General features: G+C 70.3%; 27 protein-coding genes. 16 read left to right on the top strand and 11 right to left on the bottom strand.

Annotated features, from left to right (window positions below):
* The first annotated feature begins 59 nt into the window (after positions 1-59).
* From ACTJJZ_RS11310 to ACTJJZ_RS11260, 11 genes are all read left to right on the top strand, one after another.
* Positions 60-482 (top strand): ArsR/SmtB family transcription factor, encoded by a 423-nt coding sequence (locus tag ACTJJZ_RS11310; RefSeq protein ID WP_440721291.1) that lies wholly within the window; start codon positions 60-62, stop codon positions 480-482.
* Positions 483-648: 166 nt separating this feature from the next.
* A complete protein-coding gene (locus ACTJJZ_RS11305; RefSeq protein ID WP_440721290.1) occupies positions 649-843 on the top strand; it encodes a helix-turn-helix domain-containing protein in 195 nt (64 codons plus the stop codon).
* A gap of 160 nt (positions 844-1,003) precedes the next feature.
* Positions 1,004-1,102 carry a 30S ribosomal protein bS22 gene (locus ACTJJZ_RS11300; RefSeq protein ID WP_003792170.1) on the top strand — a complete coding sequence of 33 codons (99 nt, stop codon included), beginning with the start codon at positions 1,004-1,006 and terminating at the stop codon, positions 1,100-1,102.
* 196 nt (positions 1,103-1,298) lie between these two features.
* A complete protein-coding gene (locus ACTJJZ_RS11295; protein ID WP_440721289.1) occupies positions 1,299-1,601 on the top strand; it encodes a rhodanese-like domain-containing protein in 303 nt (100 codons plus the stop codon).
* Positions 1,598-1,876 (top strand): glutaredoxin family protein, encoded by a 279-nt coding sequence (locus ACTJJZ_RS11290; RefSeq protein ID WP_440721288.1) that lies wholly within the window; start codon positions 1,598-1,600, stop codon positions 1,874-1,876. The genes ACTJJZ_RS11295 and ACTJJZ_RS11290 overlap by 4 nt, the downstream gene beginning before the upstream one ends.
* Positions 1,873-2,175: a Dabb family protein gene (locus tag ACTJJZ_RS11285; RefSeq protein WP_440721287.1), complete on the top strand. Its 303-nt coding sequence runs from the start codon at positions 1,873-1,875 to the stop codon at positions 2,173-2,175. The genes ACTJJZ_RS11290 and ACTJJZ_RS11285 overlap by 4 nt, the downstream gene beginning before the upstream one ends.
* 243 nt (positions 2,176-2,418) lie before the next feature.
* Entirely contained in the window at positions 2,419-3,240 is an 822-nt protein-coding gene (locus ACTJJZ_RS11280; protein WP_440721286.1) for a transporter substrate-binding domain-containing protein, read from the top strand.
* A gap of 75 nt (positions 3,241-3,315) precedes the next feature.
* Entirely contained in the window at positions 3,316-4,053 is a 738-nt protein-coding gene (locus tag ACTJJZ_RS11275; protein WP_440721285.1) for an amino acid ABC transporter permease, read from the top strand.
* Entirely contained in the window at positions 4,050-4,805 is a 756-nt protein-coding gene (locus ACTJJZ_RS11270) for an amino acid ABC transporter ATP-binding protein (protein WP_440721284.1), read from the top strand. The genes ACTJJZ_RS11275 and ACTJJZ_RS11270 overlap by 4 nt, the downstream gene beginning before the upstream one ends.
* Before the next feature lie 168 nt (positions 4,806-4,973).
* On the top strand, positions 4,974-6,281 hold the full coding sequence (locus ACTJJZ_RS11265) for an alpha/beta hydrolase-fold protein (RefSeq protein ID WP_440721283.1): 1,308 nt from the start codon (positions 4,974-4,976) through the stop codon (positions 6,279-6,281).
* A complete protein-coding gene (locus tag ACTJJZ_RS11260) occupies positions 6,278-8,740 on the top strand; it encodes a bifunctional lysylphosphatidylglycerol flippase/synthetase MprF (protein WP_440721282.1) in 2,463 nt (820 codons plus the stop codon). Before ACTJJZ_RS11265 ends, ACTJJZ_RS11260 begins: the two co-directional genes overlap by 4 nt.
* Positions 8,741-8,810: 70 nt before the next feature.
* Here ACTJJZ_RS11260 and ACTJJZ_RS11255 read toward each other — a convergent pair whose 3' ends face one another.
* The 5 genes from ACTJJZ_RS11255 to ACTJJZ_RS11235 all read right to left on the bottom strand — a co-directional run bounded on the left by ACTJJZ_RS11255 (position 8,811) and on the right by ACTJJZ_RS11235 (position 13,061).
* On the bottom strand, positions 8,811-8,993 hold the full coding sequence (locus tag ACTJJZ_RS11255; protein WP_440721281.1) for a YegP family protein: 183 nt from the start codon (positions 8,991-8,993) through the stop codon (positions 8,811-8,813).
* 96 nt (positions 8,994-9,089) lie between these two features.
* The gene (locus ACTJJZ_RS11250; protein ID WP_440721280.1) at positions 9,090-10,178 is read right to left on the bottom strand and encodes an ABC transporter ATP-binding protein; all 1,089 of its coding nucleotides are present in this window, start codon (positions 10,176-10,178) and stop codon (positions 9,090-9,092) included.
* A complete protein-coding gene (locus ACTJJZ_RS11245; protein ID WP_440721279.1) occupies positions 10,175-10,972 on the bottom strand; it encodes an ABC transporter permease in 798 nt (265 codons plus the stop codon). Before ACTJJZ_RS11245 ends, ACTJJZ_RS11250 begins: the two co-directional genes overlap by 4 nt.
* The gene (locus ACTJJZ_RS11240; RefSeq protein WP_440721278.1) at positions 10,969-11,919 is read right to left on the bottom strand and encodes an ABC transporter permease; all 951 of its coding nucleotides are present in this window, start codon (positions 11,917-11,919) and stop codon (positions 10,969-10,971) included. The genes ACTJJZ_RS11245 and ACTJJZ_RS11240 overlap by 4 nt, the downstream gene beginning before the upstream one ends.
* A complete protein-coding gene (locus ACTJJZ_RS11235; RefSeq protein ID WP_440721277.1) occupies positions 11,916-13,061 on the bottom strand; it encodes an ABC transporter substrate-binding protein in 1,146 nt (381 codons plus the stop codon). Before ACTJJZ_RS11235 ends, ACTJJZ_RS11240 begins: the two co-directional genes overlap by 4 nt.
* Positions 13,062-13,257: 196 nt before the next feature.
* On the opposite strand from ACTJJZ_RS11235, the gene ACTJJZ_RS11230 reads away from it, so the two are divergent.
* Positions 13,258-13,719 carry a hypothetical protein gene (locus tag ACTJJZ_RS11230; RefSeq protein ID WP_440721276.1) on the top strand — a complete coding sequence of 154 codons (462 nt, stop codon included), beginning with the start codon at positions 13,258-13,260 and terminating at the stop codon, positions 13,717-13,719.
* 69 nt (positions 13,720-13,788) lie between these two features.
* Here ACTJJZ_RS11230 and ACTJJZ_RS11225 read toward each other — a convergent pair whose 3' ends face one another.
* Positions 13,789-14,310: a GNAT family N-acetyltransferase gene (locus tag ACTJJZ_RS11225; RefSeq protein WP_440721275.1), complete on the bottom strand. Its 522-nt coding sequence runs from the start codon at positions 14,308-14,310 to the stop codon at positions 13,789-13,791.
* Between the two features lie 65 nt (positions 14,311-14,375).
* A complete protein-coding gene (gene aspS, locus ACTJJZ_RS11220; protein WP_440721274.1) occupies positions 14,376-16,166 on the bottom strand; it encodes an aspartate--tRNA ligase in 1,791 nt (596 codons plus the stop codon).
* A 185-nt stretch (positions 16,167-16,351) separates the two neighbouring features.
* Between aspS and ACTJJZ_RS11215 the strand changes: the two genes are divergently transcribed.
* Together ACTJJZ_RS11215 and ACTJJZ_RS11210 are read left to right on the top strand one after the other, a co-directional pair.
* Positions 16,352-16,747 carry a DUF5684 domain-containing protein gene (locus ACTJJZ_RS11215; protein WP_440721273.1) on the top strand — a complete coding sequence of 132 codons (396 nt, stop codon included), beginning with the start codon at positions 16,352-16,354 and terminating at the stop codon, positions 16,745-16,747.
* Between the two features lie 16 nt (positions 16,748-16,763).
* Positions 16,764-17,387 carry a histidine phosphatase family protein gene (locus tag ACTJJZ_RS11210; RefSeq protein ID WP_440721272.1) on the top strand — a complete coding sequence of 208 codons (624 nt, stop codon included), beginning with the start codon at positions 16,764-16,766 and terminating at the stop codon, positions 17,385-17,387.
* 36 nt (positions 17,388-17,423) lie between these two features.
* On the opposite strand, the gene ACTJJZ_RS11205 is transcribed toward ACTJJZ_RS11210, so the two are convergent.
* Positions 17,424-18,290, bottom strand: a complete 867-nt coding sequence (locus tag ACTJJZ_RS11205; protein ID WP_440721271.1) for a hydrolase — start codon at positions 18,288-18,290, stop codon at positions 17,424-17,426.
* Between the two features lie 4 nt (positions 18,291-18,294).
* On the bottom strand, positions 18,295-19,086 hold the full coding sequence (locus ACTJJZ_RS11200) for a tryptophan 2,3-dioxygenase (RefSeq protein ID WP_440721393.1): 792 nt from the start codon (positions 19,084-19,086) through the stop codon (positions 18,295-18,297).
* Positions 19,087-19,288: 202 nt separating this feature from the next.
* Here ACTJJZ_RS11200 and ACTJJZ_RS11195 point away from each other — a divergent pair, with 202 nt between their 5' ends.
* Positions 19,289-20,194 (top strand): EamA family transporter, encoded by a 906-nt coding sequence (locus ACTJJZ_RS11195; protein ID WP_440721270.1) that lies wholly within the window; start codon positions 19,289-19,291, stop codon positions 20,192-20,194.
* A gap of 116 nt (positions 20,195-20,310) precedes the next feature.
* Positions 20,311-21,345 carry an NAD(P)H-dependent flavin oxidoreductase gene (locus ACTJJZ_RS11190; protein WP_440721269.1) on the top strand — a complete coding sequence of 345 codons (1,035 nt, stop codon included), beginning with the start codon at positions 20,311-20,313 and terminating at the stop codon, positions 21,343-21,345.
* Positions 21,346-21,370: 25 nt separating this feature from the next.
* Here ACTJJZ_RS11190 and purU read toward each other — a convergent pair whose 3' ends face one another.
* Both purU and ACTJJZ_RS11180 read right to left on the bottom strand, forming a co-directional pair.
* Entirely contained in the window at positions 21,371-22,234 is an 864-nt protein-coding gene (purU, locus tag ACTJJZ_RS11185) for a formyltetrahydrofolate deformylase (protein ID WP_440721268.1), read from the bottom strand.
* A gap of 117 nt (positions 22,235-22,351) precedes the next feature.
* Positions 22,352-24,736: a discoidin domain-containing protein gene (locus ACTJJZ_RS11180; protein WP_440721267.1), complete on the bottom strand. Its 2,385-nt coding sequence runs from the start codon at positions 24,734-24,736 to the stop codon at positions 22,352-22,354.
* Positions 24,737-24,795 lie beyond the last annotated feature (59 nt).

Genomic DNA, 24,795 nt, shown 5'->3' with positions numbered 1-24,795 from the left:
CCTCCGCCCGCAGGGCCTTCGTCATGGTACTCCGCCCTCGGCGCGGCTACTGTGAAGGCATGACGGACATCTTCGACGTGATCGCCGACGGCACGAGACGGGACATTCTTCAGCTCCTGCGCCAGCGGTCCGCGGACGGGGATGCCGGCACGAGCGTGACGCAGATCGTGAGCGAGCTCGGCATCAGCCAGCCCACGGTGTCCAAGCACCTCAAGGTGCTTCGCGAAGCGGGGCTGGTCACGGTCCGCGAAGACGGTCAGCGCCGCTTCTACAGCATCGAGGCGGGCCCCCTGGAGGCGGTCGACGACTGGCTCGTCCCCTTCCTCGCCGACGCCTACGGCGACTCGGCCCCGGACCTCTCCGGCCTCGGCGTCGTTCCGCCGCTGCCCGACGGCGCGGCGCACGCCGCCGAGGTCGTCGGCCGTGCGGCCGCCTCCGCCAAGCACGTCGTGCAGACCGCCCTCAAGCGGCTCGGGGCCTGAGCGCGCCCGACAGCGGATCCGGACGCTGGAAGGTGACGCCGGCGCCCTGTCGTTGCGAATCCCTTCCATCACACGGACCACACGGGTTTACACGCGTCCCGGCCACGCCCTACAGTGGTCGCAACCCGCCGCGCAGGGTGCGTGACGGGAGAGGGGGTAGCTGGGGATGCCCGAACAGCTTCCGGACGTGAAGTTCCTGACGGTCGCCGAGGTCGCGGCGATCATGCGCGTGTCCAAGATGACGGTCTACCGCCTGGTCCACGCCGGCGAGCTCCCGGCGATCCGCTTCGGCCGCAGTTACCGGGTGCCGGAGTCCGCGGTCACCGAGGCGCTGCGCAAGCCCCTCTCGGACGCGGGCTGATCCTCGCTCCGCTGCCCCTGACCGCGACCGAACGCGGCGAGGACTCCGGCCGCGTCAGGCGGACGGGCCCGGTGCGCTAGACTGCTCTGAGGCATTTTTCCGTGTCTCGATCCCGGGCGTCGTCGGTACGACGCCCAGCCCCTGACTTAGTGAGGTTTCCGTGGGTTCTGTCATCAAGAAGCGCCGCAAGCGCATGGCGAAGAAGAAGCACCGCAAGCTGCTTCGCAAGACTCGCCACCAGCGCCGCAACAAGAAGTGAGCGGCCGCGCGTAGCGCGCAAGTCACTGAGCGCCCCCGATCGTCACGATCGCCGGGGCGCTTCGTGCATCCTGGGACCAACCGACCCGCACCGCGAGAAACCAGATCCAGCATGAGACCTGTCCTGTGTAGGTGGGTCTCATGCTCGAAGTGATTTCTCGCGGCCCGCGTCACGGGCGTCTGGAAGAATCGGATCCATGAAGTCGATCACCGTCGCCCAGCTGGCCGAGCGCACCGAGACGCCCCTCATCGACGTGCGTGAGAGGAGCGAATTCGCGGCGGGTCACGTGCCCGGCGCGGTGAACCTGCCGATGTCCGAGCTCGGCGACTTGCTGCACGAGCTCCCGGATGGCGCGTTCGATGTGATCTGCCAGCTCGGCGGCCGATCCGCCCGCGTGGTCGAGGCGCTCGAGGCGCGCGGCTACGACGCGACCAACGTCGAGGGCGGCACGGCGGAATGGATCGCCGAGGGGCACGCGGTCGAGACGCCGGCGCCGTGATCTCGCTCACCCTGATCGGCAAGCCGGACTGCCACCTGTGCGAGGTGGCCTCGGACGTCGTCGATGCGGTCATCGCGGAGCTGCCCGACGCCCTGGCCGAGGACATCGAGATCACCGAGCTGTCGATCCACGACGACCCGGAGCTGTACGAGAGGTACTGGGAGAAGATCCCGGTGCTCCTCATCGACGACGAGGTGCACGGGCACTGGCGGATCTCGCCGGACCGGCTGCGCGAGACGCTCACCGCGAAGGCGGCGGAAGGGAAGACGGAATGACGCTGCGACACGTGGTGAGCTGGAAGATGGCGGCCGAGGATCCCGCGGTGCGCGCCGAGCACGCGGCAGGAGTCGCGTCGCGCCTCGCGGCGCTGGTGGGCGTCGTGCCCGAGATCCGCGCGCTCTCCACCGGCGTCAACACGGCGTACCCGGACGCCAACTGGGACGTCGCGCTGGTGGCCGACTTCGACGATGTCGACGGGCTCGAGGCGTATCAGGTGCACCCCGCGCATCAGGACGTCGTGGCCTACGTGCGGTCGGTGGTCGGCGCGCGCACGGCCGTCGACTTCGAGGTGTAGACACCGGATGCGGAGGGGCGGGGAGGCCGCGCTCCGCGTCCTGCGTCAGTCTCTGTCTCGTATTCCAGACGATTCGGCGCGTCCTGGATGCCGCGGACCCCCGGGATTCCGCGAACCGCGGTGCTCCGACGCCGAACCGAGACGCCCACAGGCCGGGCGCCGGCACATCCCCGTAATCACGCCATGTCAAGATTGTGGCAACCCGCACGCGGACCACCGCGTCCTCGACACAGGAGTCGAATAATGGAACGTCGATCGAAGATCGCCTCTGCCCTTGCCGTCGCGGCTGTCGCCGCCCTCGCCCTCGCCGGCTGCTCCTCGAGCAGCGGCGGCAGCGGAGACCCGTCCGCCAGCAGCGGTGGCAAGGACTACGGCCTCGTCAATGCCGGGACCCTGACGGTCTGCTCGGACGTCCCCTACCCGCCGTTCGAGCAGGAGGACAAGAGCAGCCCGTCCGGCTATTCGGGCTTCGATGTGGACCTCGTCACCGCGATCGCGAAGAAGCTCGACCTCAAAGTCTCGATCCAGGTCACGAACTTCGACTCTCTGCAGTCGGGCACGGCGCTCGTCGCGGGGCAGTGCGACATGGGTGCCTCGGCGATGACGATCACCGACGCACGTAAGAAGAACATCGACTTCTCTGCCCCGTACTACGACTCGTTGCAGTCCCTGCTCGTGAAGACCGGCTCCGGCATCAAGGACATCAACGGCCTGAGCGGAAAGAACGTCGGCGTGCAGCAGGGCACCACCGGCGAGAACTACGCGAAGGAGCACGCCAAGGGCGCGAACCTCGTGCAGTACCCGTCGGACGGCGAACTGTGGCCGGCGATGCAGGCCGGGCAGATCGACGCGATCCTGCAGGACCAGCCGGTGAACCTGGTGCACGAGAAGGCCGACAGCAACTACAAGATCGTGCAGACGTACAACACCAACGAGTCCTACGGGTTCGCCTTCTCGAAGGGCGAGAAGGATGCGCTGCGCAAGGACGTCGACGCCCAGCTGAAGGCGCTCAAGGACAGCGGCGAATACAAGACGATCTACGACAAGTACTTCACGGCGAAGTGACCCTGGGCCTGACCAACGCACATGGCTCTTCGTAAACGCACCAGAGCGCGGATCTACCGCTTCTCCATCTACGCGTTGTTCGCGGCGGCGATCATCGCGCTCATCCTGGCGACGAACTGGCCGCGCATCGCAAAACAGTTCCTGAACGGCGAGATCGCTGCGGCCATGTGGCCGGGAATCGTCACGGTCGGTCTGCGCAACACCATCGTCTTCACGCTGATCGCGTTTGCCGGTGGCCTGATCCTCGGGATCGCGCTGGCCCTGATGAAGCTCTCGTCCGTCGGCCCGTTCAAGTGGTTCGCCACGGCCTGGGTGGAGTTGTTCCGAGGGTTGCCCGCGCTGCTCACCATCTTCGCCATGGCGTTCATGATTCCGATCGGCCTCGGCTGGCGCTTGCCTGGGGGGCCGGTCGGCGCCGGCCTCATCGGTCTGATCCTGGTCGCCTCCGCATACATGGCGGAGACCATCAGAGCAGGTCTGCAGGCTGTGCCGAAGGGACAGACGGAGGCGGCCCGATCTCTGGGAATGTCCCCGATCAAGACGATGATCTTCATCGTCATCCCGCAGGGTTTCCGGATCGTGATCCCGCCACTGACGAACGAGTTCGTGCTGCTCCTCAAGGACACGTCCCTGCTGTTCATCGCGGGTGCCTTCGTCTGGTCGAAGGACCTGACGATGTTCGCCCGGGACGCGGCGACCCAGAACGCGAACTCGACCCCGCTGGTCGTGGCCGCCGTCCTTTATCTGATCGTGACGATCCCGCTCACCCGGTTCGTCGCATGGCTTGAGCGCAGGATGGCGAGGCAGAGATGAGCACCGACCTGATTGTGACGAGCGCCCCGGCGATCGACATCCAGGGCCTGGTCAAGCACTTCGGCGACAACGAGGTGCTCAAGGGCATCGACCTGACCGTCCGCGCGGGCGAGGTCGTCTGCGTGATCGGACCGTCCGGATCGGGGAAGTCGACGCTGCTGCGCTCGGTGAACCTGCTGGAGGAGCCGACCGGCGGCAAGATCGTCATCGAGGGGATCGACATCACCGATCCCGAGACCGACATCGACCGGGTCCGCACCCGGATCGGCATGGTGTTCCAGAGCTTCAACCTGTTCCCGCACATGAACGTGCTCGGCAATCTCACGATCGCCCAGCGCCAGGTGAAGAGGCGCAGCAAGGCCGAGGCGGAGAAGGTCGCGAAGGCGATGCTGGACCGCGTGGGCATGGGCCACAAGGCCGACGCCTACCCGAGCCACCTCTCCGGCGGCCAGCAGCAGCGCGTCGCGATCGCGCGGGCGCTGTGCATGAACCCGGACATGATGCTCTTCGACGAGCCGACCTCGGCGCTCGACCCCGAGCTCGTGGGCGAGGTGCTGCAGGTGATGCGCACGCTCGCGGACGAGGGCATGACGATGATGGTCGTCACGCACGAGATGGGCTTCGCCCGCGAGGTCGGGTCCCGGCTGATCTTCATGGACGGCGGGCACATCCTCGAGGAGGGCGACCCTCACGAGGTTCTCGCGAACCCGCAGCACCAGCGCACGAAGGACTTCCTGGCGCGCGTGCTCTGAGCACGACAGGGACCGGCCCCGAGCACTCCCGACGGGCCGGGGCCGGTCCCGATCAGGTCATAGGATTCTCCGAGCCCCGGCAGAGACGGCCCATCGGTTCGCCGAGCAGCGACCGATTACGATGAGAGGTCGCCCCCGCCCGGGAGGGCGGGAGAACGAGGACCCTTCATGCTGCGCTGGCTGCTGGATCTGGATCTGGTCGACGGGCCGGTGCCCTGGATCATCTGGGGTCTCGCAGCCATCGGCGTGATCGGGCTGCTGATCCGTCCGCTGCGGCGGCGCTGGGTCGTCCGGATGGCGATCGGGATCGTCGCCGGCGCTCTCCTCGGCTGGCTCCTGGTGGTCTGGGTGGACGCGTCGGACGCGTTCGGCGTGCCCATGCCGGTCACCGTGAAGTGGTGGACCACGGCCGGATTCGCGGCGATCGGCCTGTCCGTCGCCGCACTGTGGGCCTCCCGGCGGTGGCAGAAGGCCCTCGCGATCCTGACCGTCATCACGTCGGTGCTGTCGATGTTCCTCGGGATCAACCAGGCGTTCGGGCTGGACCGCAGCCTGGGCGACATCTTCGGGATCAACACGCTGAGCGCGCTCGATCACTTCGCGCCGCCGCAGACGACGCCCGTGGACGAGTCCACGCCCCTCTACAAGACGTGGACGCCGCCCGCGGATCTGCCATCGCAGGGCCGGTACGGCGCGCTCACCGGTTCGCACGCGATCACCTCCTCGGACGGGTTCAAGCCCCGCTCCGCCACGATCTACATGCCGCCGGCCGCCCTCGTGAAGGATCCACCCCCGCTTCCCGTGGTCGTGTTCATGATGGGCCTGCCGGGATGGCCCAGCCCGCACCCGATGGTCGACGTGATGAACGAGTTCGCCGCGAAGAACCGCGGGCTCGCGCCGATCGTGGTCATCGCGGACCAGCTCGGCTCGCAGACGCAGAACCCCGGCTGCGTCGACTCCGCCAAGTACGGCGGCGTGGAGACCTACTTCAACAAGGACATCCCGGACTACATCCGCACGCATCTGCGCGTGCTGCAGGACGCGAAGTACTGGACGATCGCCGGCTACTCCAACGGCGGCGCGTGCGCGTTCATGTGGGGCGCGCGGCACCCCGACATCTGGGGGAACATCGCGACGGCGTCGGGCGAGCCCTGGGCCGGATCCTCGGACCCGGCATCGGTGCTCACGCCCGTCTACAAGGGCGACAAGGCGGCGTTCGACGCGAACAAGCCGTCGGCGATCCTGAAGGAGCACCCGGGCGAGTACGCGGGGCACTACGCGATCTTCTGCGCCGGCGCGCTGGACAAGAAGTACGGTCCGCTCAACCGCGTCTCCGCCGGCCTGGCGGAGGCGGCAGGATTCCAGACCACGTTCTACCTCGTCCCGAACGCGACGCACACAGGGCCCGGTCTGCGGGGAGGACTCGCGAAGGCTTTCTCGATACTCTTTCCCCGTTGGGGATTGGCGGCGGGATGACGTTCTCTGTTCGCGCGGCGACGGTCGCCGCGGCGGTCCGCGTGCGGCGCTTCGTGCTCCGGCATCCGTTCGCCGTCGGGCTGGGCGCGCTGCTCGTGGTGACCGGGCTCGCCTTCGGCACGCTGTGGGGCGAGCATCCGGACTGGCTCGGCGCCAGCCCGCTCACGCTCGGCAGGGAGCGCCAGTGGTGGACGCCGGTGACGGCGCTGCTCGTGCCGGACTCCTGGGGCGAGCTGATCATCGCCCTCGTTCTGGCGCTGACGCTGCTGGCCTATGCGGAGCGGCTGATGGGCACGCTCCGCACGGGGCTGGTCTTCCTCGTCAGCGGCGCCCTCGGCGTGCTGGTCGGGGTCGGGGTCCAGACGTTGGCGTGGTCGTGGGGGCAGATCTGGGCGCGCGTGGACGCGCGCGGCCAGGTGTTCGACCCCTCGGTCGGCATCATCGGCGCGGTCATGGCCGGCAGCGCGTACGCACCCGCCCTGTACCGTCGCCGGATCAGGCTCATCGGCTTCTCGCTGCTGCTCACCTTCACCCTGTACGGCGGCGACTCCGACAGCGTGTACCGGCTGTTCTCGGCCCTGATCGGACTGATCGCGGGCGTGATCCTCACCAGCGGTCACGCCAAGGCCGCCTGGCACCGCAGCTCCTATCGGGAGACCAGGACCCTCATCGCCGCGATGGTCGCGGTCACCGGGCTCGGCCCGCTGATCGTGCTGATCACCGGGGTCGGCACCGGACCGCTCGCGCCCGTGATCGCGGGGCTGCGCGGCATCGACATCTCCGGAATCGTGGACAGCTGCGCGGACGCCGCATCCGACCGCTGCGTGACGAGCGTCAGCACCGCGGTCGCCGCCGGCACCGGATACGTGCTGATGAGCCTCGTCCCGCTCCTGCTCAGCCTCGTCGCGGCCTGGGGGCTGCGCTCGGGACGCCGCGCCGCCTGGTTCCTCGCCATGGGCGTGAACACCGTGATGGCGCTGCTGACCGGCATCAGCGTGGCGGTGCGCGAGCTGACGCACCCCGCCGACGTGGTCACGATCGATCGGCAGTTCCCCGGCTTCTCGGTGCTCGCGATCCTGATCCCGGTGGCGATGTGCGTGCTGCTGGCGGTCACCCACCGGCGGTTCGCTGTCCGCGCCTCGGGCAGGGCCGTGGCCAGGTTCGCCGCCATCATCGGGATCGCCTTCGTGGTACTGGTCGGGGCGGACATGATGCTGGTGATGAACGCCACGCACTCGGCCTCGTTCTGGCCGACGTTCGGCGGCACGCTGCGGCGGTTCCTGCCCACCGGCATCGGGCATCCCGGCTCGCGGACCACGCTGGTCGGCCTGCCCCGTGCGCTGCACCGCGACGTGGGAGGGCTGTTCTGGCTCGTCTTCGCGGCGGCGATGCTGGGCCTGCTGCGCGGCCGGTCCATGAAGACCGCGGACGAGACGGACCGCTTCCGCGCGCAGCTGCGGGAGACCGACGGCGGCACGCTCGGCTTCATGGGCACGTGGGAGGGCAACGACCACTGGTTCACGCGCGACGGCCGTGGCGCGGTCGCCTACCGGGTGGTCTCCGACATCGCGATCGCCGTCGGGGATCCGGTGTGCCTGCCCGGCGACGCCGAGCGCACGATCCGCGGGTTCCTGGACTTCTGCGACTCGAACGCCTGGACCGCCGTGTTCTACAGCACCCATGAGGAGTACGCGCCCGCGTTCCGCGGACTGGGCTGGAAGCGCATCTCCGTCGCGGAGGAGACGGTGGTGCCGCTCGAGCGGTTCGAGCTCACCGGGAAGGTGTGGGCCAAGGTGCGCCAGCCGTACAACCGCGGCCAGCGCGACGGCCTGACCACGCTGTGGACCACGTGGGAGCAGCTGCCGGCCGGTCTCGTGGTCCAGCTCGACGCGCTCAGCGAGCAGTGGATCGCGGAGAAGGCGCTGCCCGAGATGCGCTTCACCCTCGGCGGCATGGAGGAGCTGCGCGATCCCGACGTCGCGATCCTGCTTGCGATCGGCCCCGAGGGCGAGCTGCAGGCGGTCACCAGCTGGATGCCGGTGTGGCGGGAGGGCGAGCTGATCGGCCGCACCCTCGACTTCATGCGCCGGGCCGACGGCGCGATGCCCGGCGTCATGGAGTTCGCGATCGCCTCGGCGGCGCTGCACATGAAGGATCTCGGCCTGCAGGTGATGAGCCTGTCCGGCGCGCCCCTCGCGCAGACCGCGGACGGCGGCGACGACGAGTCGAACGCGATCAAGCGGCTGCTGGGCTGGCTGAGCCGGGTCCTCGAGCCCGCATACGGCTTCGCGTCGCTGCTGCGCTACAAGGGCAAGTTCAATCCGGACTACCGGCCGATGTACCTGTTCTATGCGGACAACGGCCAGCTGCCGGCGATCGGCCTGGCGATCGGCCGCGCGTACCTGCCGAACGCCTCGCCGGCGGAGTACATGGCGCTCGCCCGCTCGCTCGCCGGCTGAGGATCGGCCGCGGTCGGCGGACACGACGAAGGCGCCGCCCCACCGGGACGGCGCCTTCGCAACCCTCAGCTCAGTCCTCGGTCTCGACGACTTCGGCGTCGGCCGCGTTGCGGCGGATGGAGTCGATGCCGTTCACCGCCCCGGACTTGGAGGAGTAGCTCTGACCGGTGGCGATGATCTCGCCATTGCCGGCCTTGAGGCGGAAGCGCCACTTGCCGCTCTTGTCCTCGTAGAGCTCGAACTTTCCTGCCATGGTGTTCCTCTCGAACCGAGGGGCGGCCCTCGCCCCACGCTCACGTTATCCGCACCCCGGTCCGGCGTCGAGAGGCAACTTCATGCGCCTGCGCGGCTATCCCGCCTTGCGCACCGCGACCGGCTCGGCGTCCACCGCGAGACCGACGACGTCCCCGTAGGCAGGACGGATCCGCGCCGAGTGCTGCACACGCACGAGCGCACCGTCCTCCGTGCGCACCAGCGTGCGGCGCATGCTGCCGAGGAACATGCTCTCCTCGACCGCGCCCCGCACCACCGCGTCCGCCGCGTCGACCAGGCGCACGTTCTCCGGGCGCAGCAGCACGTCGACCTCGCCGACCGCCGGGGTCTGCAGCGGCATCTCCGTGCCCCACACCCTGACCGCCGTGCCATCGGCCAGGCCGCGGACGACGCTCGAGAGGCCGACGAACGCGGCGACGTGCGCGGTCGCCGGGCGCAGGTAGAGCTCCTCCGGCGAGCCGATCTGGTCGATCCTGCCCGCGTCCATCACAGCGATCCGGTCGGAGACGCTGAGCGCCTCCTCCTGGTCGTGCGTGACGAAGACCGTCGTGATGCCGAGCCGCAGCTGTATCCGGCGGATCTCGTCGCGCAGCTGCACGCGCACCTTCGCGTCCAGGGCGGACAGCGGCTCGTCGAGCAGCAGCACCCGAGGCTCGGTGACGAGTGCGCGGGCGAGCGCGACGCGCTGCTGCTGGCCCCCGGAGAGCTGATGCGGGTACTTGTCGGCGTGCGCGTCGAGGCCCACCAGAGCGAGCGCGTCCAGGGCCCTCGTGCGCGCCCGCGCGGTGGCGATCCTGCGCCGGCGCAGCCCGAAGGCGGTGTTGTCGACGACGCGCAGATGCGGGAACAGCGAGTACGACTGGAACACCATGCCGATGTCGCGCCGGTTGGTCGGGAGGCCCGAGACGTCCCGGCCGCCGAGCAGGACGGCGCCGTCGTCGGCATCCTCCAGGCCGGCGAGCACCCGCAGCAGCGTGGTCTTGCCGCAGCCGGAGGGGCCGAGCAGCGAGACGAACTCGCCGGGGGCGATGTCGAGGTCGATGCCCTGCAGCACCTGCGTCTTCCCGTAGCTCTTCACGATGCCCTGGAACTGCACGCTCGTCCCGTCGTGGGGGTCGGCGAGCAGGGAGTTGTCCGCGGTGCGGGGGAGTGCGATGTCGCTCATGAGTCGGCCTTTCCGGAGCGTCCGCGGGCGGCGCGTCCGATGATGAGGAGCAGGAGGAAACTGAACGAGAGGGCCATCAGCGCGAACATCGCCGGAGCCCAGCCGTCCTGCTTCTGCACGACCACGAGCGCGGTCTGCAGCACGTCGCGACCCAGCAGCGACGCGATCGTGAACTCGCCGAGCACGACAGCGACCGACAGCAGCGAGGCCGACAGCAGCCCCTGACGCAGATTGGGCGCCAGGACGCGCAGCACGACGGTCGTCCAGCCGGCTCCGAGCGAGCGGGCCGCCTCGGCGAGGGTGCGCATGTCGACGGCGTCGATGGACGCCTGGATCGACCGGTAGGCGAACGGCAGCACGGTGATCCCGTACGCGAACGCGAGAGTCCACGCGCCGGTGCCGAGAGTGCGTCCGATCTGCAGGTAGATCGGTGTGAGCCCGACGACCAGCACGATCGCCGGGATCGAGATCGGCAGCAGGACCGCGAACTCGAACACCGGGCGCAGCTTCGGGAAGCGCAGGTCGACCAGGATCATCGTGGGCGCGAGCACCAGCAGCACGATCAGCACGGTGACGACCGCGAGGATGAGGGAGTTGCCGAGCCCGGTCCAGATCGGCTGGTAGACCGACGCCTGCGCCGGATCGCCGAGCGCGGCCCAGTGCGCGAGCGTGAGGCCGCCGCCCTCGGCGCGGAAGGTGTAGGCGAGGGTGGCGACGAGCGGGACCAGGAAGAGCAGCCCGACCAGTATCCCGACGGTCCAGCGGGTGAGCGCCGAGGGGGCGATCCGGTTCATGCCTGCCACCTCGCTGCCCTGCGCTGCACGAGCGAGTACAGCCACATCACGACCCCGACGACGAGGATCATCCCGAGCGCGAGCGCGCCGGCCAGGTTCTCCCTGCCCAGCACCGTCTCGCTCGTGAGCGCCGCGCGGATCTGCAGCGGCACGATCTGCGAGCCCTGGCTCGCGAGCGCCGCCGCCGTCGCGTAGGACGAGAACGCGTTCGCGAAAAGAAGCAGGAAGCTGGCCAGGAATGCCGGAGCGAGCACCGGGATCCCCACCCGCAGCCAGAAGCTGGCCCTGGTCCCGCCGAGCGTGAGGTTGGCCTCGGCCCACTGCGGCTTCAGCGCCGAGAGGGCGGGCATGAACGTGATCACCATGAGCGGGATCTGGAAGTACAGGTAGGGCAGGATCAGCCCGGGCAGCTCGTAGATCCACGGCCCGTGGGCGAACAGATCGGCCCCGAAGACGTCCTTGATCAGGAGAGTGAGCACGCCGCGGAGGCCGATCGAGGCGATGAACATGAACGCGAGCATCACGCCGCCGGTCTGCGCGAGCACCCCGGCGGCCGCGTCCACGACCGTGCGCACGCCGCCGGCGGGGTTCAGGCCCAGCAGCGCATAGCAGACGAGCGCGCCGACGACCGCGCCGGTCGCCGCGGTCAGCAGCGACAGGCCGGCGGAGTTCGCGAACGTGAGCAGCACGGTCGGATCCCACAGCGCCGACAGGTTGCTCGTGGTGAAGGCGCCGTCGCGGGTGAAGAAGCCGGTGCCGACGGCGAGGATCGTCGGCAGCACCAGGAACACGAGCAGATACGCGGCGAGGGGGGCCAGCCCCAGGGCCGCGAGGCCGCGACGCAGAGGGACGGTCTTCGAGGACGGGGACGCCCCGCGCCGGGCCGAAGCACGAGGCTCCGACCCGGCACGGACTGCGGCGGATGCCGCGGACAGGGAGGAGGTCACTGGACGGCCGCGGCCCACTTCTCGCCGAGCAGCTTGCCGGCCGCGGTGCTCTGCGCCTCGGTCGGCACCACGGTGTCCTTCGGGGCGGCGGGGAGCTCGGCCGCGAGGGTCTTGTCGATCGTCCCTGCCGTGGTCATCGCGTCCATCCGCGCCGGGCGCGCGCCGCCCTTCAGCCACAGGTTCTGCACCTCGTCGCTGTACAGGAACTCCTGCCAGAGGCGCGCGGCGGCCGGGTGCGGGGCGGCCTTGTTGATGGCCTGGTTGTAGTAGCCGGCGTAGCCGGTTCCGGGCAGGACGACCGTCTTCCAGTTCTTGTTGTCCTTCTTGTGCGCGGCGTTCAGGTAGTCCCAGTCGAAGACGACCGGGGTCTCGCCGCTTGCGACGGTGGCGGTGGTGACGTCGACCTTGAGCAGGTTGCCCGCCTTCTGCAGGCTCGAGAAGAAGTCGATGCCCTTCTGGTAGTCGTCCAGCGTGCCGCCCGACTGCACGGCGGCGAGGCCGACCGCGGCGAAGGCCGCTCCCGCCTGGGTCGGGTCGCCGTTGAGCGCCACCGCGCCCTTGTACTCGGACTTCTTCAGGTCGCCGAGCGTCTTCGGCTCCGGGAACTTCGACGAGTCGTAGCCGATGGACATGTACCCGCCGTAGTCACCGGTGAACAGACCCGTCTTGTCCTTGAGGGTGTCCGGGATCTCGTCCCACTTCTGCACCTTGTACGGCGCGAACTTGTCCGTGTTCTGCAGCGTCACGGTGAGGCCGAGGTCGAACACGTCGGGTGCGGTGTCGAGTCCCTGGCTGGTCTTCGCGGCCTGGATCTCCTCGGCGCTGGACGCGTCGGGCGTGGCCTCGTTGATCGTGATCTTGGGGTACTTCTTCTTGAACGCGTCGAGGATCTCGCCGTAGTTCGCCCAGTCGTGCGGCAGCGCGATGACGTTGAGTTCGCCCTCGGTCGCGGCGGCTTTCTCGAGGTCGGCGAGGGAACCGAAGTCGCTCAGCGAGGTGGCGTCGGCGGCCTTCATGCCGGGAGCAGCCGAGCCGTTCGGGTCGGCGGAAGCGGATCCGGAGCAGGCGGAGAGCAGGAGCGCGGCGCTGGCGGCGAGCGCGATGCCGGCGCCGATGCGCGCGCGGCGAGAGCTGATGGTCATGATTTCCTCTCGATGTCCGGCGGGATCGCCGGGGTCGGGTCGAGAGGAATGTACGGCGGGCAGGTTGCCGGAGGTCCCGGCGGCGATGAACGCGGGATGAACGGTGCAGCACGGGTGGTGATCGCCGCGGGCGAGAGAGCCCGGGTGCCCGCCGGGCCGGCTTCCGCCGTGGTCCGCCGCCTGGTTGGATCGGAGCATGGACCTCCCCGACACGATCGACCTCGACGGCGCCACCCTGATCCGGGTCGACGCCCCCGACGACATCGCCTGCTGGACGGCCGGGATCGACGGCGGCGACGGCGGCGCGACCGTGAGCATCATCGCCGAGCCGGCCGAGGAGCCGAGCGCCGAGGCCCGCGAGGCCGCGCAGGGCATCGTCTCCGACTTCGCCGCGCTGAGCGACGCCGCGATCCGCTATCTCGTGGATGAGCTGGCCGGACCTCACGGCGCCCTCACGGACGAGGACCGCGCACTGCTCACGGCCGAGGAGCCGCCGCTCGGCGCCCCGGAGGCCGTCGTCTGGCAGGACGGCACCTGGATGATGCGCTTCGCGGAGTGCGGACTCTCGATCGGCGAGGAGTACGGCGTCGGCGTGATGTTCGCGGGGTCCCGTCCGGTCGCCGTCGAGGATCTCTCCGACCCCGACGAGCTCCGCTGACCCCCTCCCGGCTACTGGGCCTGCCGAAGGGCGCCCTGGGCTCCTCGAAGGGACGGCGGCCGCGTCCGCTCAGGCGCGATCGAGCGGGACGCGGTACTTGAAGCCCCTGTGCGAACCCTCGAAACCGAGGCGCTCGTAGAAGCGGTGGGCGTCGATACGCTGCGCGTCGGAGGTCAACTGCACCATCGGAGTGCCGAGCGCCTGCGCGGCGACGTCGGTCGTCCAGCGCATCAGCGCGGATCCCACCCCCGCCGAGCGCAGATCCGAGCGCACCCGCACGGCCTCGACGAGCAGACGGGTGGCGCCTCGGCGCGACATGCCGGGAATGCGGGTCAGCTGGAAGGTGCCCACGACAGCGCCTTCGTGCTCGGCGACGAGGAGGTCGTTCGAGGGATCGGCGAGGATCGACTCCAGACCCGCGGCGTACGCAGGCAGATCCTCCTCGGCGGCGACGTCTCCGCGCGAGGCGCTGATCGCGTCGTCGGCGAGCAGCGCGACGATCGCGGCCGCGTCGCCCGGGTGGGCGCGGCGCAGCGACAGGGTGCCGACGCGGGTCTCGAGAGGCACGGGCAGGGTCAGATCGGCGAGCATGCTCCGATCCTTCCACGCGTGGCCCGCTCGCTCAGGATCCCGCGACGGCCGCCGGGCGAGCAGAGTCAGGCCCCGACGACCTCGACGGCCTCGGCGACGGTGTCGACGCCGGCCTCCTTGCGCTGCTCGGCGGTGATCGGCGCCGGCGCGGAGGTCAGCGGGTCGAAGCCGTTGCCCGTCTTCGGGAAGGCGATGACCTCGCGGATCGAGTCGGTCTTGGACAGGTGCTGCAGCACGCGGTCCATGCCGAGCGCGATGCCGCCGTGCGGCGGGGCGCCGAACTTGAACGCGTCGAGCAGGAAGCCGAACTGCTCCTGCGCGATCTCGTCGGACAGGCCCATGACCTCGAAGACGCGCTTCTGCACGTCCTCGCGGTGGATGCGGATGGATCCGCCGCCGAGCTCGGAGCCGTTGCAGACGATGTCGTACGCGTAGGAGAGCGCGGATCCGGGGTCGGTGTCGAAGGTGTCCTCGAACTCCGGCTTGGGTCCCGTGAAGGCGTGATGCACCGCGGTCCAGGCGCCCGCGCCGACGGCGACATCGCCCGAGGCGACCGCGTCGGCCGCCGGCTCGAACATCGGCGCGTCGACGACCCAGGTGAACGCGAACACGTCGGGGGCGAGCAGGCCGAGGCGGCGTCCGATCTCGACGCGGGCGGCGCCGAGCAGGGCACGGGAGTCCTTGACGGATCCGGCGGCGAAGAACGCGCAGTCGCCGGGCTTCGCGCCCACGAGCGCGGCGAGGCCCGCCTGCTCGGTCTCGGACAGGTTCTTCGCGACGGGACCGCCGAGCGTGCCGTCCTCGTTGAAGAGGACGTAGGCGAGCCCGCGCGCGCCGCGCTGCTTCGCCCAGTCCTGCCACGCGTCCAGCGCCTTGCGGGGCTGCGAGGCGCCGCCGGGCATGACGACCGCGCCGACGTAGTCGGCCTGGAACACCCGGAACGTGGTCTCGGAGAAGTAGTCGGTCGCCTCCACCAGCTCGAGGCCGAAGCGCAGATCCGGCTTGTCGGATCCGTACTTCGCCATCGCCTCTGCGTAGGTCATGCGCCGCAGCGGGGTCTGCACCTCGACGCCGATGGTGGCCCACATCGCCGTGAGGACCGCCTCCATCATCTCGATGACGTCCTCCTGGTCGACGAAGGCCATCTCGATGTCGAGCTGGGTGAACTCGGGCTGACGGTCGGCGCGGAAGTCCTCGTCGCGGTAGCAGCGCGCGATCTGGAAGTACTTCTCCACGCCGCCGACCATGAGCAGCTGCTTGAACAGCTGCGGGCTCTGCGGCAGGGCGTACCAGCTGCCCGGGTGCAGGCGCGCGGGCACGACGAAGTCGCGGGCGCCCTCCGGGGTGGAGCGGGTCAGCGTCGGGGTCTCCACCTCGACGAACTCCCGCTCGTGCAGCACGTCGCGCAGCGCCTTGTACACCTTCGAGCGCAGCTGCAGCGGGGCGATCGACGCCGGGCGGCGCAGGTCGAGGTAGCGGTGCTTGAAGCGCACGTCCTCGCCGACCGGGTCGGACTCGGCGAGGCCCGAGGAGACCTGGAACGGCAGCGGGGCCGACTCGTTCAGCACCACGACGTCCTGCACCACGATCTCGACCTCGCCGGAGGGCAGGTTCGGGTTCTCGTTCCCGGCGGGGCGACGGGAGACCTCTCCGGCGACCTGCAGCACGAACTCGCTGCGCAGCGGCCGGGCGATCTCCTCGTCGCGGATGACGACCTGGGCGATGCCCGACGCGTCGCGCAGATCGATGAAGGCGACTCCGCCGTGATCACGACGGCGATCGACCCACCCCGCGAGGGTGACGGTCTGACCGATGTGCGCGGCTCGCAACGAGCCTGCCGTGTGAGTGCGAAGCACGGAATATGCCTTCCAGCGTGGGGAAAAGGGATCCGGGCCATTCTACGGGCCGGGGATGCGGCCGTTTTCGGGGGTGGGTACGGCGAGAGAGCCCGCTCCCGGTCGTGCCGCGCCTGAGCGAGGGCCGCGCCTCACTAGACTCGCGGCAGCACCACCCATCGACCAACCCCTGGAAGGCGCTCCCCATGAATCTCGTCCCCGCAGCAGATCCGACCGACGCGGTCAACAACCTCTACTCGTCGATCTTCTCCGGCACCGGCAGCGTGATCGGCATCATCGTCTACATCGTCATCGCGATCGCGCTGTGGAAGGTGTTCACCAAGGCGGGCCACCCGGGGATCCTCGCGATCATCCCGATCGTGAACCTGATCTTCCTCATCAAGATCGCCGGCATGAGCGGCTGGCTCGTGCTGCTCTACCTGATCCCGATCGTGAACCTGATCTTCGCGATCGTCGTCGCCGTCAAGCTCGGCAAGAACTTCGGCAAGGGCGGGGTGTTCTCGTTCTTCCTGCTCTGGCTGTTCCCGTTCATCGGCTACTTCATCCTCGGGTTCGGCTCGGCCCAGTACCGCCGGGTCTGAGCGCCGCCCGACGCCGATGGTCGCAGAACGACTGCACCTGGTCCGTCACGGCGAGGTCCGCAACCCCGCGCACGTGCTGTACGGGCGGCTTCCCGGCTATCACCTGAGCGAGGCCGGACGGCTGATGGCGCAGGCGGCGGCGGACCACGTCGCCGGCCTCGGCCGCCCGGTGTCGGGGCTGCGCTGCTCGCCGCTCGAGCGCACCCGCGAATCGGCGGAGCCGTTCACGGCGGCGTTCGACCTCGTGCCGGACGTGGAGCCGCGGATCATCGAGCCGTGGAACGTGTTCGAGGGGACGCGGATGCGCCGCGCCCTGATGAACCCGTGGAACTGGCGGCACCTGCGGCGGCCGTCGCTGCCCAGCTGGGGCGAGCCGTACGTCATGGTCGCGGAGCGGATGCGCGCCGCGATGGACGACGCGTGGCAGGCGGCGGACGGCGGGGACGTGGTGTTCGTCTCGCACCAGGCCCCGATCTGGATCACCCACCTCTCGGTCGCCGGGCTGCCGCTGCGGCACGACCCGCGGACGCGCCGCTGCGCGCTCTCCAGCGTCACGTCGTTCGAGCGCTCCGGCGACGTGTGGCGCGAGGTGGACTACGCCGAGCCGGCCGCGGGCGGCATCGACCTCGGCGCGGTCTGAGCGCGAGCCCGCCGCGCCCGCGGCATCGGGGCCGTCTCACCCCGCGGACGGCGGACGCACAGGCACGGCGGGCACGGTCTCGAAGGGATCCGCATCCTGCGCCGGCAGCAGGAACCGCCGCTCGACCGACGCGGCTGTGGGGGCGAGGGCGCGGATCAGCGCGGCCCCGCGCACGCCGGCCTCGCGCAGCGCCGCGATCTCGGCGGGGTTCAGGTCGACGGGGAGGTCGCCGTTGCCCATGTCCGTGCCGTAGCGGATCGTCCCGCCGTGCGCGTGGAACCTCCGCACGTTGTCGATCGCGATCTCCCTGGCGTCCCCGTCGTGGATCGCCAGGGTCGAGATCCAGGCGATCCGACCCGCCTGCCGGGACACCTCGGCGTCGCTGAGCCGTTCGCTGAACGGCGCGTGCGCCAGGGCCCTCACCCCGAGACCCGGCATGCGCTGCGCCTCGCCCGGGCCCTCGGCATGCGCGACAACGGGCAGCCCGAGCCTGTCGGCGGTGCGCGCGATCCCGTCGATCATCTCGTCGCTGAACACGGGCCCGGCGGTGCTGTTGCTGGCGATCTTGATCACCGAAGCGCCGGCCGCCTTCATCTCGGCGATCGCGGTCGCCGCCTCCGCGAGCGTGCCGACCTCGCGCACCGACCCTTCCGGCGCCCAGGCGCGGTCGGACGGATAGCCGCCCGGCGGGGTCAGGAACGCCCCCGCGTAGGAGATCGCCACACCGCCCGGCTCGTCGCCGAACCGCTCCGCGACCACCCGCGCGAACCGCGAGATCTGCGCGGGATCGGATCCGAGATCCAGCACCCGGCCGAGGAGACTGTCCTCCAGCCGCAGGGGATCCACGAGCTGCAGGTGCACATGGTGGTCGGTGAACCCGCCGATGTAGGTGCCCTCCGCCACCGCTCTACCTGCCGATCTCCGTGCGCACGGCATACAGCTCCGGGAAGAACGTGAGCTCGAGCGCGCGCTGCAGGAAGTCGACTCCGCTGGATCCGCCCGTTCCCACCTTGCGCCCGATCGTGCGGGTCACGGTGCGCAGATGCCGGAACCGCCAGAACTGGAAGTTGTCCTCGACGTCGACCAGCTCCTCGCACGCCTCGTACAGGTCCCAGTGCTCGTGCGGGTTCTCGTAGATCCCGGTGAGCACCGGTACCAGCGAGTCGTGCCTGCGGTACGGCTGGCGCACATCCCGCTCGAGGATCTCGGCGGGGATCGGCAGCCCGCGGCGTGCGGCGAGACGGAGGAACTCGTCGTACAGGGTCGGCCGCTCCCACTCGGCGGTGAGCATCGCGAGGTTCTCCGGGTGCGCGCGGAACACCCCCAGCATCCGCTCGTTCTTGTTGCCGAGCGCGAACTCCACCGCCCGGTACTGCACCGACTGGAAGCCGGACGAGTTGGCGAGGGCACCGCGGAACTGGGCGTACTCGTTGGGCGTCAGGGTCGCGAGCACGGACCACTGCTGGGTGAGCACCTCCTGGATGTGCTTCACCCGTGCGATGTGCTTGAGCGCCGAGCGCAGATCGTCCTCCGCGAGCCGGTCGCGCGCGGTGCCGAGTTCGTGCAGCACGAGCTTGAGCCACAGCTCGGTGGTCTGGTGCTGGATGATGAACAGCATCTCGTCGTGGTGCTCCGGCACGCTCACCGGATGCTGGGCGCCGAGCAGGCGGTCCAGGTCCAGATAGGACCCGTAGGTCATCCGGTCCGCGAGATCGGTCACGATGCCGTCCTCGAGCGCGCGTTCGTTGTCCGCCACCGGGCGACCTCCTCGTCATGGACTCGGAGTCAGTATCGCATCCGGGGTGAGCAGGAGGCTGAGGGTCGCGGCTCCAGCGGCGGCGCGGAGGTGCCGGCGGGCCGTCGCGTCGAGCGCGGGAACCGGATCGTGCCAGGCTTGACGGGTGAACCCGAGCAGCCCGCGCCAGCAGCACGCGATCGGGATCGCGCTGGTGATCGGATCCTGTCTGTCGCTGCCGTTCGGCGCCGCCATCGCCGCGCAGCTGTTCCCCGCGCTCGGGTCGTGGGGCGTGACCTCGCTGCGGGTGTCGATCGCCGCTCTGGTCATGCTCGTCGCCGTGCGGCCGAAGGTGCGCGGGTGGACGCGGCGGCAGTGGATCGCGTCGGTGCTGTTCGGCCTGTCGCTGGCCGGGATGAACGGCTTCTTCTACGCGGCCATCGCGCTCATCCCGCTGGGGCCGGCGGTGGCGATCGAGTTCCTCGGCCCCCTCGTGCTCGCCGCCGTCCTCACCCGACGCGCGGTCGACGGCGTGTGGGTCGGCGTGGCCGTGCTCGGGGTGGCGCTGCTCGGAATCGACGGGATGATCGGCGCCGACGCGCTGAACCCGCTCGGCGTGCTCCTCGTCCTGGTGGCCGCCGGCTTCTGGGCGGTGTACATCCGGCTGAGCGCCCGGGTGGGCGAGGTGACCTCGGGGCACGACGGCCTGTCGATGGCGCTCGTCGTCGGCTCGGTCGCGCTGCTGCCGTTCGGGATCCCGGCGGTGGTCACGGTCGCGCACGAGCCGCGGTGGCTGCTCCCGGCCGTGCTGACCGCGATCCTGTCATCGGCGATCCCGTACACGTTCGAGCTCGCCGCCCTCCGCCGCCTCCCGCAGCGGGTGTTCGGCGTGCTCCTCGCGCTGGAGCCGGCGTTCGCCACGCTGGCCGGCTTCCTCCTGCTCGGCCAGCACGTGACGCCGCTGCGGCTGCTGGCCGTCGCGCTCGTCATCGCGGCGAGCGTCGGCACCACGATCGGCTCGCGCCGTACCGCCCCGCCGACGACCGGCTCGTTCCCGGCCGTGCCGGACTGAGGCGGACCGGTCACGCGGGGAGGTCAGGATGCGGCCGTGAACAGGACGATCAGCACCACCGCGGGCGCGAGCAATGATCGTCGGCCGGGTCGTCGGCCGGGCGTAGCCTCGGAAGCATGAACGACCTGCTCGGCACCCGCGTCCCGATCATCCTCGCGCCGTTCGGCGGGCTCTCCTCGATTCCGCTCGTGGCCGCCGTGAGCGATGCCGGAGGGCTCGGCTCGTACGGGCTCTACGGCTACGACGGCGAGCGGATCCTGGAGACCGTCGCCGGCATCCGCGCAGCCACCGATCGGCCGTTCGCCGTGAACATCTGGCTGCCCACCGGCGACGAGGTCGAGCCGGGGCCGGAGCACGACGCGTACGCGGCAGCGCTCGCGCCGTTCTTCGCCGAGGTGGGAGCGGAGGTGCCGCCACGACCGGAGCGCTATCTGCCGCCGCTGCAGGAGCAGCTGGACGCGATCTGGGAAGCATCCCCGGAGGTGCTCAGCGTGGTGTTCGGCGTCCCGTCGGCGGACGTCGTCGGCGAGGCGCACGAGCGCGGGATCCGGGTGGTCGGCGCCGCCACGACCGTCGCGGAGGCGGTCGCGCTCGCCGACGGCGGGGTGGACGCGATCGTGGCGACCGGCGCGGAGGCGGCGGGGCATCGCGTGTCGTTCCTGGCACCCGCCGAGGAGTCGCTGGTGGGCCTGTTCTCGCTGCTGCCGCAGGTGGTCGACGCCGTGCCGGTCCCGGTGATCGCGGCCGGAGGGATCTCGGATCGGCGCGGGGTGGCGGCGGCGCTCGCGCTGGGCGCCTCCGGGGTGCAGGTCGGGACCGCGTTCCTCGGCACCGCGGAGTCCGCGGCGAACGACGCGCATCGCGCCGCGATCCGCTCCACCGCGGCCGAGCGCACCGTGCTCACGCGCGCGATGAGCGGGCGGCTCGCCCGCGGAGCCCGCAACCGGGTCGTCGCCGAGATCGAGGCGGCCGGGTCGATCGCGCCGTTCCCCGCGCAGAACTGGATCACCGGCCGGTTCCGTTCGCTGGCGGGCGCGCAGGGCAAGGGCGAGCTGCAGTCGCTGTGGATGGGGCAGTCGGCGCCGCTCGCGCGCTACGGCACCGCGGCGGAGGCGTTCGCCGAGCTCGCGGCAGGGGTGTCCGCGGGCTGAGCCGGGGACGCCTGTTCCGGCCGCCTCAGAGGATGACGGTGGAGCGGCCGTGCACGATCACGCGGTCCTCGGCATGCCACTGCACGGCGCGCGCGAGCACGAGGCGCTCGACGTCGGATCCGCGGCGCTGCAGCTCGGCGGCCGACTCCGCGTGCGTGACGCGCGTGACGTCCTGCTCGATGATCGGCCCCTCGTCGAGGTCCGCCGTCGCGTAGTGCGCCGTGGCGCCGATGAGCTTCACGCCGCGCTCCTTCGCGCGCGCGTACGGGTTGGCGCCGATGAACGCGGGCAGGAACGAGTGGTGGATGTTGATGACCGGGGCGCCGAGGTCGCGGATGAACTCGTCGGTGAGGATCTGCATGTAGCGCGCGAGCACGACGAGATCCACGTTGCCCTGCAGCAGCTCGAGCTGACGGCGCTCCATCTCCGCCTTGGCGTCGGGGCCGGATCCGGACGGGATGTGCACGAAGGGCACGCCGAAGCCGCGGGCCGCCTCGGCCAGATCCGGGTGGTTCGAGACCACCATCGTGATGTCGATGTCGAGCTGGCCGCGCTGCGTGCGCCAGAGCAGCTCCATCAGGCAGTGGTCGTACTTCGAGACGAAGATCGCCACCCGCTTGCGCTTGGCGGCGTCGTGCAGCGACCACTCCATGCCGAACCGTTCGGCGATCGCGGCGAGGTCGGCCTCGAGGGCGGGGCGGTCGGCGGCGAGCCCGTCGCGATGGATCACGGTGCGCTGGAAGAACCGGCCCCCCGCGGCGTCGGTGGAGTGCTGATCGAGCGAGATGATGTTCGCCTCGTGCGCGGCGAGCACACCGGCGACGGCGGCGACGATGCCGGGCTGGTCGTCGCACGCGATCAGCAGTCGGGCGGTGTCGGGCTGCGCCATGGCGTCTCCTCGCGAGCAGGGGTGTCCGTCGATTCTGCCCTGCCCAGGGAGCCGAGGCGAATCGTGCGGCACGCGAAAGGGACCCGAGCCGGAGCCCGGGTCCCCTCGACGCGACCGTCAGGACCGGCCGGTGAACTCCGCGAGCGTGAGCGTCTGCTGCGCGGCCGTGGTGAACGCCGACTTCGCGCCGTGGGCCTTGGCGTCGGCCTGGTCCCAGGTCCGTGCCGCCGTGGTCGCCGCTGCGGTGTCCGCGATGCCGAGCACGAGTCCGGAGTAGCGGTTCACCAGTCGCACGCTGCCGGTCGCCGCTCCGGTGTCGGCCGAGGTGTCCGGGACGATGAACCACTGCTGGCCGACACCGGCGGCATCCGTGCCGGTGAGCGTGAGCTCCGCGCCCCAGGCGCGCCCGGCCGGGGAGGAGCCATCGACGCCCAGCAGTGCGCCGCTCTGGTCCGCGATCGTGTAGGAGCCGTCGCCGGTCGCGCGGAACGTCCAGGCCCCGGTCGCCTTGGTCGCCGTCGCGGCGCTCTTGACCCGTTCGCCGCCGGCCGTCGTCACGAGCTTGTTCCCGTCGCCGCTCGCGATCGTGTACGTCTTCGACGTGTCGATCGCCGTGGCAGGGGTGACCGAGGAGCCGGCGTCGATCGTGACGTCGGCGTAGTCCGCATACCCGTCGTTGCTGCATCCGAAGGAGCAGTACGAGCGGAACGACTTGCCTACGATCGCCGAACCGGTCTTGTTGGCCGGATCCACGAACCAGCGGTACCAGGACGCGGTCTTGTACGCGTCGCCGGTGTCGCCGAGGCGGAACCACTTCTGCGTGGCGAGGCTCTTGGTCGCGTAATACTCCTGCGGGGCGTTGCCGGACTGGTCGGGGTTCTGCGGCTCGCCGATGTAGAGCCCGAGGTAGGCGTCGTAGGTGACGTCCATCACGAACAGCGGCGAGGTGGCCGGCATCTGCCCGTTCTTGATCTGCTGCTGCGCGGATCCGGGGGTGTTCGGGTCGTACTCCTTGTCGGTCGGCGTGTGCCCCGTCTGGCTGTCGTCTGCAACCGGGACCATGTTGCTCTCCTTGCCGGAGATGCCGGGCTGCGTCCATGCGCCGTCGTACCACTTCTGCCAGGTGCCGGTCGCCATCTTGCCGGAGATCGGGGCGCGGGCGACGTGCTCGTAGAAGGCGACCCAGCCGCCGCTCTTGTTCACCACGCGCGAGCCGTAGAACGCGTAGAAGTAGCCGGAGGCGTTGTCGACGTAGAGGCGCGGGTCGCCGTCGCCGTAGTAGTACGTCTGCTGCGGGAACGCGGCGGTGTCACCGCGGGCCGTGCTGTACGGCGAGGTGATCGCGTGACCGGGGATGGTCCACGTCCTGCCCTGGTCGGTCGAGACCGCGTAGTCGATCGCGTCGTAGTGCAGGCCGTCGCCGAAGGGCCTGGGCGTGAACTCGTTGTGCACCAGGCCGTACCAGTCGCCCGAGTCGGGGTCGACCCACATCTGGGTGATGTCGCAGTAGTTCGGCTGGGTGTAGCTCGATCCGGCCGGCGCCTTGGTCGACTCCACCCCGGTCGGGCTGGCGTTGCAGAAGTCCGTGGTGTCGGGATTCGTGCCGGCGGCGTTCAGAGCGGCATCGGGCTTCGCGGTGTCGAAGTTCGTGCCGGTGTACCAGTTCCACTGGCGGATGTCGCCGTTGCTGCCGTCCGGCTCGTTGTAGTAGTTCGCGTGCGACTCGCCGAAGTGGAACGTGCCGTCCTTGTCGATGAACGGGCTCGCCGGCGTGTCGTCGGGGTAGCTCCAGGTGCTCGTGTCCACGGAGCCGACGGTGACGGTCGCCGCGCTGGGCGGGACGGGCGTCGGCGTGGGGGTCGGCGTCGGGGTGGTGACCGGGTCTGTCGTGTAGACGACGACCTCGGAGGCCGAGGCGTTGTCCGATCCGTTCACGGCGTCGAGGATCTTGAGCTCCACGTAGCGCGCCGAGACGGGCTGCGCGAACGTCACGTACTGGATCTGGGTGCTGCTGGTCGGCTGCGAGAAGGTGGCGGATCCCGCCGGCGCCCAGCCGCTGCTCTTGCCGTCCTTGGCGACGGCCGGGTCGTCGGTGGTGAGCACCTGCACATCTTTCGCCGGGCCGTTGCCCTGCACCTTGACGGAGTAGCCGAGGCCGGTGAGGGAGTGCGTCGCGCCGATGTCGAAGGCCAGGTAGTGCGGCATCGGATCCGGCGAACCGCCGTTGTAGTTCGACGCCCACTGCGTGGAGTAGTCGCCGTCGAACGCGCCCTGGGCGGTGCCGTCGAGCGAGGGGGGCGCGGGGTAGGGAGCGGATTCCGAGTCCACGTCGAGCAGGGTGTAGCCCGTGTCGGGGATCGCGGAGCCCGCGGGCGGGGCGGTGTCCGCGCGCGCCGGGGCGACGGCGCCCATGGCCAGGGTGGCGGCCGCGATCGCGAGTGCGGCACCGCCGGCCAGAGCGGTGCGCGATCTGCGGGGGAGAGAGGGGATCACGAGGGGCATCGGTCTTCCTTGCTGCATCGTCGAGGCGGGGAGAACACCCGACACGGTACTCGCAAGTT

It is taken from the genome of Microbacterium sp. 22242, from assembly GCF_052045495.1.
GTDB lineage: Bacteria > Actinomycetota > Actinomycetes > Actinomycetales > Microbacteriaceae > Microbacterium.
Note: the sequence above shows the minus strand (reverse complement) of the source record. Positions and strands in the feature narration are given on the sequence as shown.

Coding starts and splice junctions, on each gene's coding strand:
- ACTJJZ_RS11255 (WP_440721281.1), bottom strand. CDS start 8,993: ATGGCAGGAAAGTTCGAGCTCTACGAGGACAAGAGCGGCAAGTGGCGC.
- ACTJJZ_RS11235 (WP_440721277.1), bottom strand. CDS start 13,061: ATGACCATCAGCTCTCGCCGCGCGCGCATCGGCGCCGGCATCGCGCTC.
- ACTJJZ_RS11180 (WP_440721267.1), bottom strand. CDS start 24,736: ATGCCCCTCGTGATCCCCTCTCTCCCCCGCAGATCGCGCACCGCTCTG.
- ACTJJZ_RS11225 (WP_440721275.1), bottom strand. CDS start 14,310: ATGCTCGCCGATCTGACCCTGCCCGTGCCTCTCGAGACCCGCGTCGGC.
- ACTJJZ_RS11285 (WP_440721287.1), top strand. CDS start 1,873: ATGACGCTGCGACACGTGGTGAGCTGGAAGATGGCGGCCGAGGATCCC.
- ACTJJZ_RS11265 (WP_440721283.1), top strand. CDS start 4,974: ATGCTGCGCTGGCTGCTGGATCTGGATCTGGTCGACGGGCCGGTGCCC.
- ACTJJZ_RS11230 (WP_440721276.1), top strand. CDS start 13,258: ATGGACCTCCCCGACACGATCGACCTCGACGGCGCCACCCTGATCCGG.
- purU (WP_440721268.1), bottom strand. CDS start 22,234: ATGGCGCAGCCCGACACCGCCCGACTGCTGATCGCGTGCGACGACCAG.
- ACTJJZ_RS11190 (WP_440721269.1), top strand. CDS start 20,311: ATGAACGACCTGCTCGGCACCCGCGTCCCGATCATCCTCGCGCCGTTC.
- ACTJJZ_RS11250 (WP_440721280.1), bottom strand. CDS start 10,178: ATGAGCGACATCGCACTCCCCCGCACCGCGGACAACTCCCTGCTCGCC.
- ACTJJZ_RS11210 (WP_440721272.1), top strand. CDS start 16,764: ATGGTCGCAGAACGACTGCACCTGGTCCGTCACGGCGAGGTCCGCAAC.
- ACTJJZ_RS11245 (WP_440721279.1), bottom strand. CDS start 10,972: ATGAACCGGATCGCCCCCTCGGCGCTCACCCGCTGGACCGTCGGGATA.
- ACTJJZ_RS11260 (WP_440721282.1), top strand. CDS start 6,278: ATGACGTTCTCTGTTCGCGCGGCGACGGTCGCCGCGGCGGTCCGCGTG.
- ACTJJZ_RS11310 (WP_440721291.1), top strand. CDS start 60: ATGACGGACATCTTCGACGTGATCGCCGACGGCACGAGACGGGACATT.
- ACTJJZ_RS11280 (WP_440721286.1), top strand. CDS start 2,419: ATGGAACGTCGATCGAAGATCGCCTCTGCCCTTGCCGTCGCGGCTGTC.
- ACTJJZ_RS11270 (WP_440721284.1), top strand. CDS start 4,050: ATGAGCACCGACCTGATTGTGACGAGCGCCCCGGCGATCGACATCCAG.
- ACTJJZ_RS11215 (WP_440721273.1), top strand. CDS start 16,352: ATGAATCTCGTCCCCGCAGCAGATCCGACCGACGCGGTCAACAACCTC.
- ACTJJZ_RS11295 (WP_440721289.1), top strand. CDS start 1,299: ATGAAGTCGATCACCGTCGCCCAGCTGGCCGAGCGCACCGAGACGCCC.
- ACTJJZ_RS11200 (WP_440721393.1), bottom strand. CDS start 19,086: ATGACCTACGGGTCCTATCTGGACCTGGACCGCCTGCTCGGCGCCCAG.
- ACTJJZ_RS11305 (WP_440721290.1), top strand. CDS start 649: ATGCCCGAACAGCTTCCGGACGTGAAGTTCCTGACGGTCGCCGAGGTC.